At 67.4% G+C, this 16,488-nt stretch carries 17 protein-coding genes; 10 read left to right on the top strand and 7 right to left on the bottom strand.

Annotation, left to right across the window (positions count from 1 at the left end; genetic code table 11):
* Positions 1-33: 33 nt before the first annotated feature.
* Complete coding sequence (locus tag AMYTH_RS0114860; RefSeq protein WP_228684767.1) at positions 34-1,434, bottom strand: cytochrome P450; 1,401 nt, start codon at positions 1,432-1,434, stop codon at positions 34-36.
* Positions 1,435-1,461: 27 nt separating this feature from the next.
* Here AMYTH_RS0114860 and AMYTH_RS0114865 point away from each other — a divergent pair, with 27 nt between their 5' ends.
* Both AMYTH_RS0114865 and AMYTH_RS0114870 read left to right on the top strand, forming a co-directional pair.
* Positions 1,462-2,382 (top strand): PDR/VanB family oxidoreductase, encoded by a 921-nt coding sequence (locus tag AMYTH_RS0114865; RefSeq protein ID WP_027930991.1) that lies wholly within the window; start codon positions 1,462-1,464, stop codon positions 2,380-2,382.
* Positions 2,383-2,409: 27 nt separating this feature from the next.
* Entirely contained in the window at positions 2,410-3,642 is a 1,233-nt protein-coding gene (locus AMYTH_RS0114870; RefSeq protein ID WP_037322545.1) for a cytochrome P450, read from the top strand.
* A gap of 3 nt (positions 3,643-3,645) precedes the next feature.
* On the opposite strand, the gene AMYTH_RS0114875 is transcribed toward AMYTH_RS0114870, so the two are convergent.
* From AMYTH_RS0114875 to AMYTH_RS0114900, 6 genes are all read right to left on the bottom strand, one after another.
* Positions 3,646-4,419, bottom strand: coding sequence for an IclR family transcriptional regulator (locus tag AMYTH_RS0114875; RefSeq protein ID WP_027930993.1), 774 nt, complete (start codon positions 4,417-4,419; stop codon positions 3,646-3,648).
* 104 nt (positions 4,420-4,523) lie between these two features.
* The gene (locus tag AMYTH_RS44870; RefSeq protein ID WP_051362680.1) at positions 4,524-5,501 is read right to left on the bottom strand and encodes an AraC family transcriptional regulator; all 978 of its coding nucleotides are present in this window, start codon (positions 5,499-5,501) and stop codon (positions 4,524-4,526) included.
* Between the two features lie 161 nt (positions 5,502-5,662).
* Positions 5,663-6,592, bottom strand: coding sequence for a DODA-type extradiol aromatic ring-opening family dioxygenase (locus AMYTH_RS0114885; protein WP_027930994.1), 930 nt, complete (start codon positions 6,590-6,592; stop codon positions 5,663-5,665).
* Positions 6,592-7,482 carry an alpha/beta fold hydrolase gene (locus tag AMYTH_RS0114890; RefSeq protein ID WP_027930995.1) on the bottom strand — a complete coding sequence of 297 codons (891 nt, stop codon included), beginning with the start codon at positions 7,480-7,482 and terminating at the stop codon, positions 6,592-6,594. Before AMYTH_RS0114890 ends, AMYTH_RS0114885 begins: the two co-directional genes overlap by 1 nt.
* A complete protein-coding gene (locus tag AMYTH_RS0114895; RefSeq protein WP_228684769.1) occupies positions 7,479-7,904 on the bottom strand; it encodes a cupin domain-containing protein in 426 nt (141 codons plus the stop codon). The genes AMYTH_RS0114890 and AMYTH_RS0114895 overlap by 4 nt, the downstream gene beginning before the upstream one ends.
* A gap of 109 nt (positions 7,905-8,013) precedes the next feature.
* Positions 8,014-8,889 carry an SDR family oxidoreductase gene (locus AMYTH_RS0114900; RefSeq protein WP_228684772.1) on the bottom strand — a complete coding sequence of 292 codons (876 nt, stop codon included), beginning with the start codon at positions 8,887-8,889 and terminating at the stop codon, positions 8,014-8,016.
* Between the two features lie 46 nt (positions 8,890-8,935).
* On the opposite strand from AMYTH_RS0114900, the gene AMYTH_RS44875 reads away from it, so the two are divergent.
* The 8 genes from AMYTH_RS44875 to AMYTH_RS0114940 all read left to right on the top strand — a co-directional run bounded on the left by AMYTH_RS44875 (position 8,936) and on the right by AMYTH_RS0114940 (position 16,483).
* Entirely contained in the window at positions 8,936-10,468 is a 1,533-nt protein-coding gene (locus AMYTH_RS44875) for a flavin-containing monooxygenase (protein WP_037322546.1), read from the top strand.
* Positions 10,469-10,493: 25 nt separating this feature from the next.
* A complete protein-coding gene (locus AMYTH_RS0114910) occupies positions 10,494-10,946 on the top strand; it encodes a cupin domain-containing protein (protein WP_051362681.1) in 453 nt (150 codons plus the stop codon).
* Positions 10,943-11,326: a nuclear transport factor 2 family protein gene (locus AMYTH_RS0114915; protein WP_027930999.1), complete on the top strand. Its 384-nt coding sequence runs from the start codon at positions 10,943-10,945 to the stop codon at positions 11,324-11,326. Before AMYTH_RS0114910 ends, AMYTH_RS0114915 begins: the two co-directional genes overlap by 4 nt.
* Before the next feature lie 585 nt (positions 11,327-11,911).
* On the top strand, positions 11,912-12,655 hold the full coding sequence (locus tag AMYTH_RS0114920; protein ID WP_027931000.1) for an SDR family NAD(P)-dependent oxidoreductase: 744 nt from the start codon (positions 11,912-11,914) through the stop codon (positions 12,653-12,655).
* 31 nt (positions 12,656-12,686) lie between these two features.
* A complete protein-coding gene (locus AMYTH_RS0114925; RefSeq protein WP_228684774.1) occupies positions 12,687-13,892 on the top strand; it encodes a cytochrome P450 in 1,206 nt (401 codons plus the stop codon).
* A gap of 21 nt (positions 13,893-13,913) precedes the next feature.
* Positions 13,914-14,237 carry a 2Fe-2S iron-sulfur cluster-binding protein gene (locus AMYTH_RS0114930; RefSeq protein ID WP_027931002.1) on the top strand — a complete coding sequence of 108 codons (324 nt, stop codon included), beginning with the start codon at positions 13,914-13,916 and terminating at the stop codon, positions 14,235-14,237.
* Positions 14,237-15,430: an NAD(P)/FAD-dependent oxidoreductase gene (locus AMYTH_RS44880; RefSeq protein WP_037322547.1), complete on the top strand. Its 1,194-nt coding sequence runs from the start codon at positions 14,237-14,239 to the stop codon at positions 15,428-15,430. The genes AMYTH_RS0114930 and AMYTH_RS44880 overlap by 1 nt, the downstream gene beginning before the upstream one ends.
* A 3-nt stretch (positions 15,431-15,433) precedes the next feature.
* Positions 15,434-16,483 carry an LLM class flavin-dependent oxidoreductase gene (locus AMYTH_RS0114940; RefSeq protein WP_084022593.1) on the top strand — a complete coding sequence of 350 codons (1,050 nt, stop codon included), beginning with the start codon at positions 15,434-15,436 and terminating at the stop codon, positions 16,481-16,483.
* Positions 16,484-16,488 lie beyond the last annotated feature (5 nt).

The following is a 16,488-nucleotide window of genomic DNA, read 5'->3' on the forward strand; positions in this document are numbered from 1 at the left end:
CCGCGCGCGAACCAGGCCTGAGCTGTGTCACCGTCACCAGGTGACATCGAGCCGTTCCAGGCCGCGGAAGAAGAAGCTCGCGACGTAGGACGGCTCGTAACCGGGTGCCAGGCGAAGGTCCGGTAGCCGGTCGAGCAGGGTTTCGATGGCCGTGCGCACTTCGGTGCGCGCCAGCTGCGCGCCCGGGCACTGGTGAATGCCACTGCCGAACGCCAGGTGCTCGTGGATGTTCGCCCGCGAGAGCCGGACTTCGTCCGGCGCGGTGAAACGGGTGTCGTCCCGGTTCGCCGAACCGAAGAGCAGCAGCAACGACGTCCCCGCCGGCAACGGCGTCCCACCGATCTCCACGTCCCGGGTGGTCACGCGCATGAGCCCGCGGTGCGGCGCGTCCCGCCGGAGCGTCTCCTCGATGACCTGCTGCAACACCGGGCGGTCGGCGCGGACCATCTCCCACAACCGGCGGTCGTTGTCGAGCAGCAGCAGGAGCGTGCTGGTCATGAGATCGCGTGTGGTGTCGTGCCCGGCGAAGCGCAGGCCGCGGAACATGTAGTGCAGGTCGTCCCTGCTCACCGCGGGAACCATGTCGGTGCCGTGCACGAGGTCGGTCATGAAGTCGTCTCGCGGCGAGGTCCGGCGCTCCTCCGCCAGCGCGTCGATGTAACGCTCGTAATCGTGCATCCGCCGTGCCGCGGCGACCTTTTCCTCGACGTCGACCATCGGGTTCAGCAGAGTGAGGTAGTCGTTCGTCCAGCCCTGCACCCGGTCGTTGTCCTCGGCGGGGATGCCGAAGACGTCGCTGACGATCGACTGCACGTAGGGGTCGGCATAGGCGCTGACGAGGTCCGCCCGGTGTGCCCCCGCGAACTGGTCGACAAGTTCGGCCGAACGTGTCCTCATGAGCGGAAGCCGCTGGCGGATGCGGCGGCCGGAGAACGCGTGATCGAGCACCTTGCGCAAGGGTGCGTGCTGTGGTTCGTCGGTGTTCACGACGGTGGCCGCCTCCGGGATGATCCCGTGGAGTGCTTCGACGACGGGTTCCGGATTCTGCCACAGGACCGGAATGGCGTTGCTGGACGAATAGGTGTCCGGGTCGTCGACGATCGACTTGATGTCGTCGTAGCGCGTCACGACGTACGCGTTGAGCGTCGGTGAAAAGCAAATCGGCTGTTCCGTGCGCGACCACTTGTAGAACAGATGCGGATTCTCCCGATGCGGCGATTCCATCGGGTTGAAGTCCGTGAACGCAGCCTGCTGCGTCATCATTGACCTCCAGTCACCGTTGGCGCGATGAGGCGATTTTGTGCGGCTGGGCAATCGGCCGACAACCGCGAGTCCCACCGGTCGGGATCGGCCTTTCCCGCGCAGTGGGACTCCGGATGGCGGCTCTTCCGGCGTCGCCCGAGGCTCTTGCACGGGTTCGCAGTCGTGCAGCACCCAGCACCGGAGCCGGGAGGAGGCGTCATGACACGTGAACTGGTCGTGACCTCGAAAGAAGAGGCCGCCGAGGACGTGATGGTCATTCACCTGACCGACCCCGGCGGGGACCCGCTGCCGGAATGGACACCGGGGGCGCACGTGGGAGTCGACGTCGACGGCGACGTTCGTCAGTATTCGCTCTGCGGGCCGACGTCCGAGCGGTTCACCTGGCGGATCGGGGTCCGGCGGGAATCGAACGGAGTCGTCTCGAACAAGTTGCACGATTCCGTTTCCGTCGGCCGGCGGCTGCGCGTTTCGGATCCCGAGAATCTGTTCCCGCTGGTTCCCGCGGAACGGTATGTCTTCATCGCGGGCGGTATCGGCATCACGCCTTTGCTTCCAATGCTGGAAGAGGTCAAGCGCGCGGGCCGGGAATGGAGCCTCTACTACGGCGGCCGGTCACGCCGGCACATGGCGTTCTGCTCCGAAGTAGACGGCCCGGGCGTCACGCTGTGGCCGGAGGACGAGCACGGGCTGCTTCCGGTGAATTCGCTCCTCGGCGAGCCGCGGCCAGGCACAGCCGTGTACTGCTGCGGTCCGGCCCCGCTGATCGACGCCGTCACGGAGGCCTGCGCGGCCTGGCCGGCGGGCACGCTGCATGTCGAACGGTTCACCCCTGTCCGGCCGGGCGACTCCGCCCGCCCGTTCGTCGCCGAACTGCGGCGGTCCAACCGCACGATCGAGGTGCCCGCCGACAAAAGCCTGCTCGAAGCCGTCGAGGCCGCCGGCATCCCGGTGCTCTCGTCGTGCCGGACCGGGACGTGCGGCACGTGCGAGGCGACCGTGCTCGACGGCGAGCCGGAGCACCACGACGAAGTACTGACCGACGAGGAACGGCAGGACGGAAAGCTGATCATGCTGTGTGTGTCGCGCTCCCGGTCCGCGGTCCTCGGACTCGATCTTTGACACCCGGAACACAACGAAGGAGACGCCATGACGACGAAGCACACAACGGCCGGTGACACCCAGGAATGGCTGGCCACCGTCACGGTCGAGCAGTTGGAGAACGACCCGTACCCGATCTTCGAGCGGCTGCGCCGCGAGGCACCGGTGGCGTGGATTCCGGCCGCGCACGCCTGGGTCGCCTCGACCTGGGAAGCGTGCCGCACGATCGCCGACGACGCGACGAACTTTCGTGGCGGCACCAGCCCGATGCACGAGCGAGTCCTCGGCACCGACCACATCCTCGGCGCCGAGGGCGAGACCCACCAGGACCTGCGGGCGGCCGTCGACCCGCCGCTCAAACCGCGAGCGTTCCGCCCCCTGCTCGAAGAGCAGGTTCGGCCGACCGTGCGCCGGTACCTCGAAGCGATCCGCGGCCAGGGCAAGGCCGAGTTGATGGCCGACTACTTCGAGCCGATCAGCGTCCGGTGCGTCGGCGACGTCATCGGGCTGACCGATGTCGACTCCGACACGCTTCGCCGCTGGTTCCACGCGCTCGCGCGGGGAATCGCGAACACGGCGATGGACGCCGAAGGCCGCTTCACCAACCCCGGAGGTTTCGCCCCGGCGGACGAGGCCGGTGCGGAGATCCGCGAGGTGCTCGAGCCGCTCGTGGCGAAGCTGTCGGCCGAACCCGACGGCTCGGCGCTGTCGCACTACCTGCATCACGGCCGTCCGCACGGCGACCCGCGGACGCTGGAGCAACTGCTCCCCTCGCTCAAGGTGATCATCCTGGGCGGCTTGCAGGAGCCCGGGCACCAGTGCGCAGCGACGTTCCTCGGCCTCACCACCAGGCCCGAGCAGTTGAAGCGGGTAACCGAGGACGCCACTCTGCTCCCGCGCGCGCTGACCGAGGGACTCCGGTGGATGTCCCCGGTCTTCAGCGCCTCCAGCAGGCTGCCGCTGCGTGAGATCACGATGGGCGAGGCGACGATGCGGCCGGGACAGACGGTGTGGCTTTCCTACGGCTCGGCCAACCGCGACGAGGCCGTGTTCGATCGTCCCGACGTCTTCGATCTCGACCGCGCGACGCACCCGCACCTGGCGTTCGGGACGGGGCGCCACCTCTGTTCGGGCAGCGCCTACGCGCCCCAGGTCGCTCGGATCGCGCTCGAGGAACTGTTCACTGCCTTCCCTTCCATCCGCCTCGACCCCGCCCACGAAGTCCCGGTGTGGGGATGGCTGTTCCGCGGGCCGCAGCGGCTCGACGTGCTCTGGGACTGATCGTCACCCGGCACGCTGCGGTAACCGGGCGAGCTTGCGGGACGCGGCGGCCGCGGTGGCCCGCACGACCGGTCCGAACCGGTCCGTGCGCACCACCGCGGCCGGCCCCGTGACCGACAGCGCGCCGACGACGTGCCCGAGCGGGGTGCGTAGTGCGGCGCCGACGCAGCTGACGCCCACGTTGCCTTCCTCGTCGTCGACGCTCCACCCCCGCCGGGCCGTCACCTCGAGTTCGTGCCGGAGCGCGGACGGCACGGTGATCGTGCGCTTTGTACGCTGTTCGAGGCCGTGACTGATGACCTGGTCGACGACGGAGGGCGGGCCGGCCGCGAGTATCGCCCGGCCGAGGCTGGAACAGTGCGCGGGGATCGAGCCACCGGCTTTGGACAGCATCGGCAGCTCCAGGTGGCCGGTCACCGTGTCGACCACCAGCACGTTCGGCAGGTCGAGCACGCCAAGCTGCACGGTCAGGTGGCTGCTCTCGTAGAGATCCTGCATGAACGGCTGGACGGTCTCGCGCAGTTCCCGCCTGAGCTGGGTCAGGCCGGACAGCCGCACGAAGTCGTTGCCCAGGTGGTACCGGCCGTCGTCCCGGCTGAGCCAGCCCAGCGCCACCATGCGTCCCGCCACCCGGTGTGTCGTAGAGCGGGGTAGCCCGCTGCGGCTCGCCAGGGACATCAACGTCAACCGCCGGTGCTCGTCGTCGAATGCCTGGAGAATCGCGGCAGCCCGCTCGAGAATCCCGTCGGAGCCGTCGCCGACGATCTGGCTTGTCATTGTGTGCCGCTCCGTATCTGTTCGCGCCATTGCGACGTGGGCACGATAAGCCAGCCGGAGGAACCGGGCGATCCATCTCGCGCAGCCGATCCGATCCGCGAAGCTCAACGCCTCCGCAGCGTCTGCGACGGCAACTCACCGAACCTGTCCCGGTACAGCGCGGCGAACCGGGGCACGTGCGTGAACCCCCAGCGAAGCGCGACGTCGGTGACGGTGGTCGGCGCGTCGCCGGCACGCTGCAGATCGGCCCTGGCCCGGTCGAGCCGGACGAACCGGAGGTACTGGCTCGGGCTCGTCCCGAGGTGACGCCGGAAGCCCGCCTGCAGGGACCGGACGCTGACCCCGGCCACCGCCGCCAGCTGCGACAGCGTCAACGGCTGCCCGGGATCGGCGTGCACGAGATCGACGACGCGGGCGATGCGCGCCGGGAGCTTGCGATCGGTTCGCTCCTCGCCCTCGGCCTTGACCCGCTGCGCGTCGAGCAAGCCCAGGATGATGAGATCCTCGACGTGGGCCGCGGCGAGCCGGTTGTCCAGCAGCCCCCCGCTCTCGGCGGACCGCACGGTCCAGCTGATGAGATCCACCCAGCTCTGCGTCTTCGGTGAGCGCAGATCCAGCGGCATCGCCAGGCAGACGCCGTCGTCCAGGGTGCCGGCGGCCTCGCGGCGGGATTCCAGCGCTTGCCTGTTCACGAGCACGGACAGATGCGCGCACCCGTCGTCGACGAACATCTCGGTGGGTGACCCCGGGTTGAGCACCGCGCCGACACACCGCCCGCCTGTGCTGACGGCGCCGGCCGCCTGGCGGTACTCGCCGTACCCGGCGAGCGCGATGTTCGCGGCGTAGTAACCCAGCGGGTCCGGCCGGATCGTCGTCGCCGTCCCCAGTGACATGTAGACGAGGCGGATGTCGCCGAGCGAGACCGAGTTGGCGGTAGCGCAGAACCTGCGCGGGGCTCGGTCGGGCCGCAGTGTGTGCGGGCTGAACAGGCGAGCCAGACGCGACTCCGCCTCGAGCACGTCGCGGGTGCGCACGGAGCGGTACGGCGCGAGGCGTTCGCGGGGCGCGCGCGCTGCATCCACCAATGCGGTCTCCGATCATCCGTACGGAGGGCGTCGACCGGGACGGCGCAGGGTCGGAGGTGGTCGTCGGGAGCCTCCCGGCCGGTGCGCGTGACCGTAGTCACGCGCACCAGACACAGGTTAACCGCGCGGATGGTCCGGGGCCACCGGCCGGTCCCGGCCTAATCCACTGCGAAGGTGGTCCCGATGCCCATGCCCGTGATCCACTCGGGAACCGGCTCGTAACTGGTCCACTGCAGCGGCAGGCCGGCCGCGGCGTGGCCGATCAGCCAGCACCGCACCTCATGCCCGCCCGTCCCAGCGTTCTCTTCGAGGCCCCGGTGACCCAGCGTCGCCACGGCAGCCGGGTCGTCCGCGACGAGCCGGTCGAGGAACCACTGGTCCCATTCCTGGTTCACCCGCGCGTCCGGGTCACCGCCCATCGCCCGCACCCTCGGCTCCCGGGCCGCGGCGAAGGCCGCCACATCGGCCCGGCCGTGGATGAGGGCCTCCCGGCGCTCGCCCGCCACCGACGGATCCCGCGGATCGTTGGACGGCAGCCAATGCGACAACCCGCCGCTCGCCACCAGCAGGACCCGGGCGGACTCGGCGGACGAGCGAACGGCCGCGCCGAGCGCGCGGCCCAGCGCCAGGCACCGGTCGAGCGACGGCAACGGCGGCGCCGCGGTGTTCACGACCAGCGGGACGAGCGGGCAGCGGGCGGTCACCATGTCGTAGGTCTGCACCAGACCGTGGTCGACCGTCAGCGAGTACGACAGCGAGAGATCGAAACCCGCTTCCGCCAGGCTGTCGCGCACCGACCACGCCAGCGCGCCCGCGACCGGGAGCGGGCCGGACCGGCTGTCGAAGTCGCCGAACGCCTCGACGTCTTCGACGCCGAGCACGAACGGGGGCATGACGTCGTAGAAGTTGCCGTGGAAGTGGTCCGGGCCGATGACGACGACCGCGTCCGGCGCCAGCCGGTCCACCGCGCACCTGACCCGGTCCGCGTCCGCGAGGAAGCGCCCCCCGGGTTCGCCGGTGCTCTTCGGCGGCAACATCGTGGCGAACGGGCTGTGCGACATGCCGACGAACCCGATGATCTCGGCCATCAGGACGGTACCTTCCCGTTCAGCAACCACGAGCGATGGGTGTCGAGGTACTCGTCGACCTTCTCCCACTGCGGCCAGTGGCCAGCGTCGGCGATGACGTGCAACCGCGCGTCCGGCAACCACCCGAGCAGCAGATCGGCCTCGTCCAGCCCGCCCGTGGGATCGTGTTCCGTCCACAGCAGCAGGGTCGGCGCCACGACCTTGCCGACCCACTCGGGCGACCACGCGAAGTCCTTGCGGATCTCGGGGTCCTGCAACACGAGCGTGTTGGAGATGGCTCGCACAAACCCGGGCCTGGAGTAGACCCGCCGCCGAAGGTTGACCAGCTCGTCGGTGACGAGTTCCTTGTGGTGGAAGAGGAACTCGACCCGGCGCCGGACGGTTTCGTCGCTCGGGTCGAGCACCGCGGCCATGGTGCTGTCCCGCATCCGGACCATCACCTCGGGCTTGTTCGCGATGTTCCCCGGCGTGTTGAGCACCAGCCGGTCGACCCGCCCCGGATGGTGCGCCGCGGTCCAGGCCACGACCCAGCCGCCGAGTGACTCACCGGACAGGTGCGCGGTCTCGATGCCGAGCACGTCCAGCAGCCCGATCAGGTGGCCGGACAGGACGTCGATGGTGTACGGCCGGTCGGGCAGATCCGACCAGCCGTGCCCGACCATGTCGTACGCCGTGACATGGAAGTCCCGCGCCAGCCCGGCGATGTCGCGCGCATAAGCTTCGAGGTGCCCGCCGGTGCCGTGAAGCAGCACCAGTTCCGGTCCGGAACCCGCTTGGAGCACGCGGGTGCGGACGGTCTCGTCGCCCAGCGGCACGTCCAGGTGCAGGAGGCGATGGTCTACGTCGCCCAGTTCGCCCCAGATGCTGATGTGCTCGGGAATCGGAGTCATGCGTCCTCCAGAAATTTCTCGCGGGCTTCGGTCATGTTCACCAGGCCGGCGCTCTGCCTGCGGATCAGACCGAACTGGCCGAGCAGACGTGAGTTCTCGATGGTGAGAAATTCGACGGGGTGTGCGCCGGAGTCGTTGTAATGGCGGTGCCAGGCCCAGGGCGGCGTGTAGATGAACGACCCGGCGGTCCAGAAGACGACCTCCTCGGGCCCGCCGGGGACCTCGATCTCGCTGTGACCGTCGCCGGCGAGCACGAAGTGGACGGTCTCGTGATAGTGCCGTTGCATGTCGGAGCTTCCGTCGGCGGGAATCACCTGGCGGAAGAGTTCGAACGTCGTGGTGGGCAGCGTGCCGGCCACCCGGAGCGTCGTCGGGTTCGGCACGGAACCCGCGGGCAGCTCGACGAGGTCTTCGTCGTGCACGACGAACGGCCGGCGCGCGGCCGGTCGTATCGCGGAGCCGAAGCTCGCGAAGAAATCTGTCAGGGTGAAGCTGGGTCCGGATGTGGCCATCGCCTTCTGCGCTCCTCGTCTAGACCGTCTCGGTCCGTCCGCCGTCGACGGTGAGCACGGTTCCGTTGACATAAGCGGCTTCCTCGGACGCGAGAAACGCCACGGCCGCGGCGATTTCCGATGGTTCCGCGGCGCGCGCGGCGGGAATCTCGGCCTGGTCCTCGGCCACGGCCTGGGTGACGTCGACGCCCCGCGCCGCCGCCCGGCTGCTCAGGATCTCCATCCGCCGAGGTGTGAGTGTCGCACCGGGGGCGACACAGTTCACCGTCACCCCCCGGTCAGCGTATTCACGGGACGCCAGTTTCGCCGCGGACGTGACTGCCGCGCGCAGCACGGTCGAGGTCGCCAGCTGGGGCTGCGGTTGCCGCACCGCGGTCGAGGTGATCACCACGACACGACCGAAACCGTTGGCCGCCATGCCTGGTAACGCCGTACGCAGCAGCGCCAGCGGTCCCAGGAGCAGGAGGTCGAACGCCGCGCGCCAGGTTTCGTCCTCGACTGCGAGGACCCGGCCGGGAGGCGGGCCGCCCGCGTTGACGACGAGCACGTCGAGGCTGCCGTGCCGCTCGCCGATGTCGGTCACGGCGGCGGCGCACGCCAGCGGGTCGGCGAGATCGACGACGACCCGGTCGACGAGATCGCCGCCATCCAGCTCCTTCGCTGTCGCATCGAGAGACGACGCCGTCCGCCCGGCGAGAACGACGCGGTGGCCACACTCGAGCAGGGTGCGCGCCACCGCGGCGCCGATACCGCCCGATCCGCCACCGATGAATGCGGTTCTTGGCTGTTCAGAAGAGTTCATGATGGTTCCATTTTCGTCAGCCGCTCGGGCGTCACCAACCGCCAGTCCCGGTCGATGGGACACCGCGTTGGCTTCCCCGGCCGCGCGGCTCACGATGGGCGCTCGGCACACCGACCGTGCCGAGTCAGGAGGACCGAAGATGCGTGTGGCGATCGTCGGAGCCGGGATTTCCGGATTGACGACGGCTAAAGTGCTGACGCAGGCCGGACACGATGTCGTGGTCTTCGACAGATGTCCCGACGTAGGCGGCGTGTGGAGTCGTACCCGCCGTTACCCCGGAGTGACGACGCAGAGTCCGGCGGCCCAGTACGCGTTCTCCGATTTCCCGATGCCGAAGGATTTCCCGGAATGGCCGACGGGACGCCAAGTGCAGGAATACCTCGCGTCCTATGCGCGCAATTTCGGCATCGATTCCCTGCTGCGGCTGGAGACCGAAGTCGAGTCCGTTGTCCCGGACGCCGGGGGTTGGCTCGTGACCACCAAGGGCGACGGCGTTCCCGAAACCGAGCGGTTCGACCGTGTCGTCGTGGCAAATGGGGTGTTCTGCGAGCCAGCGGTGCCGAAGTTTCCTGGCGTCGACGAGTTCCGCGCAGCCGGCGGTGTGCTGATGGCTGGGACCGAGTTCCTGGACCTCGATGACGCGCGGGACCGGCACGCCGTGGTGGTCGGCTACGGGAAGTCGGCGTGTGATGTCACCGTGGCGATCGCGTCGGTCGCCGCGAGCACCGACATCGTGGCGCGCCAGCTGCTGTGGAAGATCCCGCGGAAAGTCGCCGGGGTTCTGAACTTCAAGGTGCTGCTGATGACCCGCCTCGGCGAGGCGCTGTTCCGCTACCGCACGCTGCGCGGGTTCGAGAAGTTCCTGCACGGTCCCGGCGACAAGCTCCGGCGCTCGCTGATCAACTCGATCGGCTCCGTCTCGGTCAAGCAGTTCGGTCTGGACAAGCTCGATCTGATCCCCCGGGGAACGATGGAAGGCATCGTCCGGGGCGCGATCGGCCTGGCCACCGAAGGATTCTTCGAAGGCGTCGAGGCCGGGACGATCCGGGTGCGACGCGACCGGACGATCGCCCGGCTGTACGTCGACGGCGAACAGCGGTACGCCGAACTCGACGATGGAACCGCGATCCCGGCGGACATCATCGTCTGTGCGACCGGTTTCCAGCAGTCCGTTCCGTTCCTCGACGCGAACGTGCAGGCCAAACTGCACGACGACCGCGGAAACTTCGCGCTTTACCGGCAGATCCAGCCGCTGGACGTCCCTGGCCTCTATTTCAACGGCTACAACTCGTCGTTCTTCAGCCCGCTCAACGCGGAACTCGCGGCATTGTGGATCGCCGCGGACGTCGAGGGAATACTCGAGCTGCCCAGCCTCGACGCCCGGCGCGAGCAGGTCACCGGGCAGCTTGAATTCATGGACGACGCGCTCGGTTCGCACCACTGCCGAGGCACGAAGATCATCCCGTTCTCGCTGCACCACGCCGACGAGGTGCTCACCGATCTCGATCTTCAGATCGGCGTTCTGACCAGGGCGTTCCAGTGGCTCGCCCCCGTTGACCCGGCGACCTATCGCAAGGTGACACCGGCACTGCTCGACCGGATCGCCGCTGCCCGGGCGGCCCAGCCGAAGGCGGCACCCGTCTTGCCGGAGACGTCCGCGAACAAGTCCTAGATCACGTTGACGGAAAGGATTGGAAATGACCACCGAATCCACGGCCCCGAGCCGGGTGTTCCGGACCGAGGACGGAACGAATCTCGGCGCGATCGGGCTGGGCATCTACACAAGGCTGACCGGCGCGGAAACAAAAGGCGCCTATTCGCTCTTCGAATACGTCGTCCCGCCCGGCCTCGGCGGCCCGCCCACCCACATCCACTCGCGGGAGGACGAACTCTTCACCTGTGTCGAGGGGCGGGTCACGGTCGAGCTCGACGGTGTGGAGCACGTGCTCGCGCCGGGCGACTCCCTGCTCATGCCACGCGGCGTCCCACACGTCTTCTACAACTCGTTCGACGTCCAAACGCGGGTGATCGCCGTCGTTTCCCCGCCCGGCCTGGAAAACTATTACCGAGAACTGAGTGAACTGCCACCGGGGCGCGACATGAAACTCGTCGCCGAGGTCATGACCCGCTACGGGCTGGCACTCCAGTGAGCGGCGACGTGACCGGCCGCGCGCAGATGGTGCGCTCGATGTGCGCGGCCGTCGATCGCGGCGACGCCGAGGACTTCGCCAAGTGGTTCCGCGACGATGCCACCTACACGTTCGGCAATGGCGAGACGATCACGGGCCGGACGGCCATCGCCGCGGCCACGGCCGGCGCCGTGGCCGCGCTCCCCTGGGTACGGCACACGATCCGGGAGATAACCGACACCGGCGACCGCCTCTTCTGTCACTTCACCATCGAAACGGCCGCGCCCGACGGGAAACACCTGGCGTTGCCGTGCATGACGGTCATCAGCCTGGCCGGGACGCAGGTCGCCGACTACACCGTCTACATGGACTTCTCCCCGGCGATGGCCGGAGACGGGTGAGCATTCCTGACATCACGTTCGCTGATCAGCTTGGGTCTGGTGCGGGTCTCGTGAGCACTCCGCAGGTCGAACTCAACTGCCAGGCTCTGGCGGTCCTCCGCGCGACGTGAACCAGGCGGGTGCAGCTTTGCCGAGCTGCACCCGCCATTGCTCGTCGACGGCCTCGCGGTCGGCGACCCACTGCGCGCGCCCGCGTCCACGCCGGACTGGTGCGTGCCGCACCGCACGGCGCGGATGATGATCCGGGACGTGAAACTCGGATCCGCGGGCAGCGCAAGTCGTTTCGCGGACGATGCGGTGCGGAAAATGGCTCAGTTGGATCAATCGTCTCGGCTAGCGTGCTTCCTGGACACGGGCTCTTGCCACCCATGGCAACATTCTCCGGGAGGTCCCCGAATGCCCACTTTGCAGCAGCCGGCCCGCCGCGCAGGACACAGAGAAAACGGCCAAGGCGGACGGCGTACGCCGCTGTCCATCTCGGCTCGGACGAGTCCTCGTGGGTAAGCGGCGCGGATTTTCGGGTCGAGGGCGGAGTGACGGCATGGCGGCACGTCCCACCAGCTCAGACAAAGGGAGCCGAATCCGATGACCGAGTCCCAGCACCGTGTCGCTGTCGTCACCGGGGCCGCCCGTGGCATCGGCCGGGCCGTGGCCAAGGGGCTCGCCGAGCGTGGTGCTCACGTCATAGCGGTCGACCTCGACCACCCCAGCGAGACGGTCGGGCAACTCGAGGCGTCGGGCCACAAGGTGACCGCACTGCGGGCAGACGTCTCCGACCCCGATCACACCGCCGAGATCGGCGAGGAGGTCCGCAGCCGGCACGGCCGCTGCGACATCCTGGTCAACAACGCCGGGATCTTCCCGTTCGTCGACATTTCAGAGCTTACGTACGACACCTGGCGCAAGGTGCTGTCGGTGAACCTCGACTCACAGTTCCTCATGACGCAAGCCGTACTGCCTTTGATGAAGGAAGCCGGCTGGGGACGGATCGTCAACATCACGTCGAATTCCATTGGTCTCGCGGTGCCGCAGATGAGTCACTACATGGCCAGCAAGATGGGGATCATCGGGTTCACCCGGGGCTTGGCGAACGACGTCGCGGATCACGGGATCACCGTCAACGCGGTCGGCCCGACCCTGTCCCGGACTCCCGGCGTCACCTCGGCGGTTCCGACGGAACTGATGGCACAGGTTTCCCGGAGCCAGGCGATCAAGAAGATCGGCGAAGCCGACGACGTCGTCGGCACCGTCCTCTTTCTGACCAGTGAGGACTCGTACTTCGTCACCGGACAGACCATCATGGCCGACGGCGGCCTGGTCCGCTTGTGAAGCCCAGTCAATACACAACGGAGTGTGTCGAATGGACAGCACGACGGGCGTGCCCAGCGCCCCCGAAACCGACTTCGATCACCACGACACAAGCTTGAGCCGCGACGAGGTGCTCGACGTGTACACCTCGCTACGAGAGCAGTGCCCGGTCACGCATAGTTCCGCGCACGGTGGTTACTTCAATGTCACGCGCTACGAGGGAGTGCGCGCGGTGACCACAAGTCCCGACCGGTTCAGCTCCGCGGACGGAGTCCTGATTCCCTCGACCCCGTTGCCGCCGATCCCGCCGCTGGAGTTCGACGGTACCGAGCATGAGGCATGGCAGAAGATCATGCAGGCTCCCCTTGTCCCGGCTGAGGTCCGCAAGCATCAACCTCTGCTCGACGATGTGGTCAGGACCGAGATCGACGGTTTCGCGCGGGAAGGCAAGGCCGACCTCTGGTCGGACTTCGCTGATGCCATTCCGGCGCTGGTCATCGGGCGTTTGATCGGTCTGTCGCCGAGTTCCGCTCCGCGAATGCGCGCGTTGGCGATGGGCGTGCTCAACTCACTGGGATCTGGGAATGAAGAACAAGCCAGTGAGGAGTTCTTCGATTTCACGTCCGCCGAACTGGCGTCGCGACGGGAGGATCCGCGAGACGACTACCTGACGCAGCTGGCGACCGGTTCTTTTGGCGGACGAACGCTGAGCGACGCTGAAGTCGGCGGCATCCTCGTCGCGTTCTTCATTGGTGGCCACCACTCGACCGCGGCGTCGATCGTCGGGCTGTTGCACCACATCCTGACCGTCGAAGGGCTTCGCGAGGCGGTCACAACCGATCCCAGCACGCTCCCGAAGGCGATCGAGGAGAGTCTGCGCTTGACGACGCCGCTTCCGCATTTTGCCCGGAAGGTCCTGCAGGACACCGAAATAGAAGGTGTGCCGATCCCCGCGGGCGGCAAAGTGCTGCTGAACTACCTCGCCGCCAACCGGGACCCGCGGCGTTTCGACGACCCCGAGAAGTTCGACCTGGATCGGCGCCGAAATCAACATCTCGCATTCGGATACGGGACGCACATGTGTATCGGACGCCACCTGGCCCGCGCAGAACTGGCCACGGCGGCAACCCAGCTTCTCCACCGCCTTCCGGATATCGAAATCGACGGCGATGTACGGTTCACCGGCCTCATCGGCGGCAACATCATGCAGATCGCCTCACTGCCCGTGCGCTTCACACCCGAGCATTCCGACAGTTGACGCGGAAACGGAGTCGATCGCATGGCGAAGATCACCTTTGTCCGGCGCACAGGCCAGCAGGAAACCGTCGATGCCGAAATGGGCACCAGCGTGATGGAAGCGGCGCTCGACAACGACATCGACGAGATCGTCGCCGAGTGCGGCGGCTCGATGTCGTGCGCGACCTGCCACGTGTACGTCGACGACAAGGACCTGGGCCGGCTCGCGCCACCGAGCGACACCGAGATAGCCATGCTCGAGGGCGCCGCGGCACCGGTCAAGCCGTCGAGCAGACTCTCGTGTCAGCTGACGATGACCGCCGGTCTCGACGGCATCACCGTGTTCCTCCCCGAGGAGCAGTACTGATGACTCAAGCGCAGGTGGTCATTGTCGGCGCCGGGCACGCGGGTTTCACCGCGGCCGCGTCACTACGCCGGAACGGCTATGCGGGCGCAATCGCCTTGATCACGGCAGAGAGCTGCCTCCCGTATCAGCGGCCTCCTTTGTCGAAGGGCTATCTCGACGGCCTCCGCGAGGATCGCCTCTCATTCCGGCCGGAGCATTTCTACGAGCGCAAGGGAATAGAACTGCTTCGCGCGTACCGGGTCGAGGAGATCGATCGCACCGCGAAGGCGGTCGTGCCCGCGTCCGGGGAATCTCTGCGGTACGACCACTTGATCCTGGCCACCGGATCAACACCCCAGGCGGCACGGCTTCCCGGTAACGATCTGGACGGCGTTTTCCGGCTCCATCGCCGCGCGGACGCCGACGCGCTCCGAGAACGGCTCGTCACGGCTCGTGAGGTGGTCATCGTCGGTGGCGGGTTCATCGGCCTCGAGTTCGCCGCCCACGCGCGAGGCCGGGGAAAGAACGTCACGATCGTCGAAGCGGCTGACCGGCTCATGGCCAGGGCGGTCACACCGGTGATGTCGGAGTTCTTCCTTCGTGAGCACGTGTCGGCAGGCTCCCGCGTCTTGCTGGACACGCCTGTCGCACGGCTGGTCGGCGGCGACGGCTCGCGCGTTCAGGGCGTCGAGCTGCACGATGGTTCCCTCGTGAAGGCCGATCTCGTCGTAGTAGGCGTCGGTGTCCGGGCGAACACCGGGCTGGCCGAGCGGGCGGGGCTCGCGGTGAACGACGGCGTCCTCGTCGATCGCTGCCTGCGCACGTCCGATCCGGACATCTTCGCGATCGGTGACTGTGCGTCCTACCCGTACCGGAACCGGCGAGCCCGGCACGAATGCGTCGAAAACGCCGTCGGCCAGGCGCACGCCGTGGCCGGCACGCTGACCTCCGGCGAATCGCAACCTTACCGGCGGACACCGGTCTTCTGGAGCGACCAAGCTGATCTCAAGCTCCAGATCGTGGGCGACTTCAGTGGTAGCGACCGCACCGAAGTGATCAGTGACCCCGCTGGACGGTCGTTCTCGGTCAACTGCTATCGAGACGGTGCCCTGATCGCTGTCGAATCGGTGAACCGTCCGTCCGACCATGTGGCTGCGAGGAAGCTCGTTGACCGGTCCGGCTGTAGTTCTCCAGCTCAAGCGGAAGGAAGCTAAGGCATGCGATTTGGGGTACTCTATGATCTTCGCAATCCGGCTAGGCCTGACTGGCACCGCCCATGGTCCCAGTTCTACAGTGGCGCGTTCGAACACATGCAAGAGATGGAGCACGTCGGATTCGACGCGGTCAGCCTGAGTGAGCATCACGGTGACCCGGACGGATACAATCCGGGACTTCCGGTGACGCTGACCGCGGCCGCGCACCACACCAGCAGGATACGCATCGGTACCAACATCATCCAGGTGCCGTTTTATCACCCGGTCCTCCTCGCCGAGCAACTCGCCGTGATCGACATCTTGTCCGGCGGCCGCCTCGATGTCGGCCTGGGCCAGGTCGGGCCGACCTTCAACATGGAATTCCCGATGCTGGGGGTGAACCCGAAGTTCCGGCCGAGTCTGCTTGACGAGGGCATTGACATCATGCGGAGGTGCTGGAGCTCTGACGAGCCCTTCAGCTACCACGGCAAGCGCTGGCATCTCGACGATGTGTGGATCAACCCGAAACCGATACAAAAGCCGTTGCCGGTGTGGGTTGTCGCGGCGTTCTCCGCGGCGGTGATGGACCGGGTTGCGAAGCGCGGGCTGAATGTCGGTGGGCTCGGCGGGTTTTTCCAGGGACTCACCGGTGGGCAGACGTGGCAGAAGTGGCTGGCCGGCTGGCGGGAGGCGTGTGTCCGCAACGGAAGGCAGCCCAACTACGCGAAGATCCACACGTTCGGGACCTGTTACATCACCGATGACCCGGAGCGAGCCTGGGCGAAGCACCGTGGAGGAATATTCGAGCATTTCCACTACCGCCGGGGAGATGTGCACCCGTACAGCTCGTTACTGATGGACGTACCGCCGACCAAACCCGAGGACATCCCGAACTGGGAGCGGATATTCCAGACACCGGGCCAAGCCATCACGGAGCTCCGCGCCACATACGAAGAGGGCGGGCCTGACGAACTTCATCTGATGGCCACCCGGCACGGGATGACCTGGGAGGAATCTGCCGGTTACCTGCGCAACTTCGCCGAGAAGGTCCTTCCCGCCGTACGGGACTTGTGAGGCGG

It is taken from the genome of Amycolatopsis thermoflava N1165 (genome assembly GCF_000473265.1).
GTDB classification, from domain to species: Bacteria; Actinomycetota; Actinomycetes; order Mycobacteriales; family Pseudonocardiaceae; genus Amycolatopsis_E; species Amycolatopsis_E thermoflava.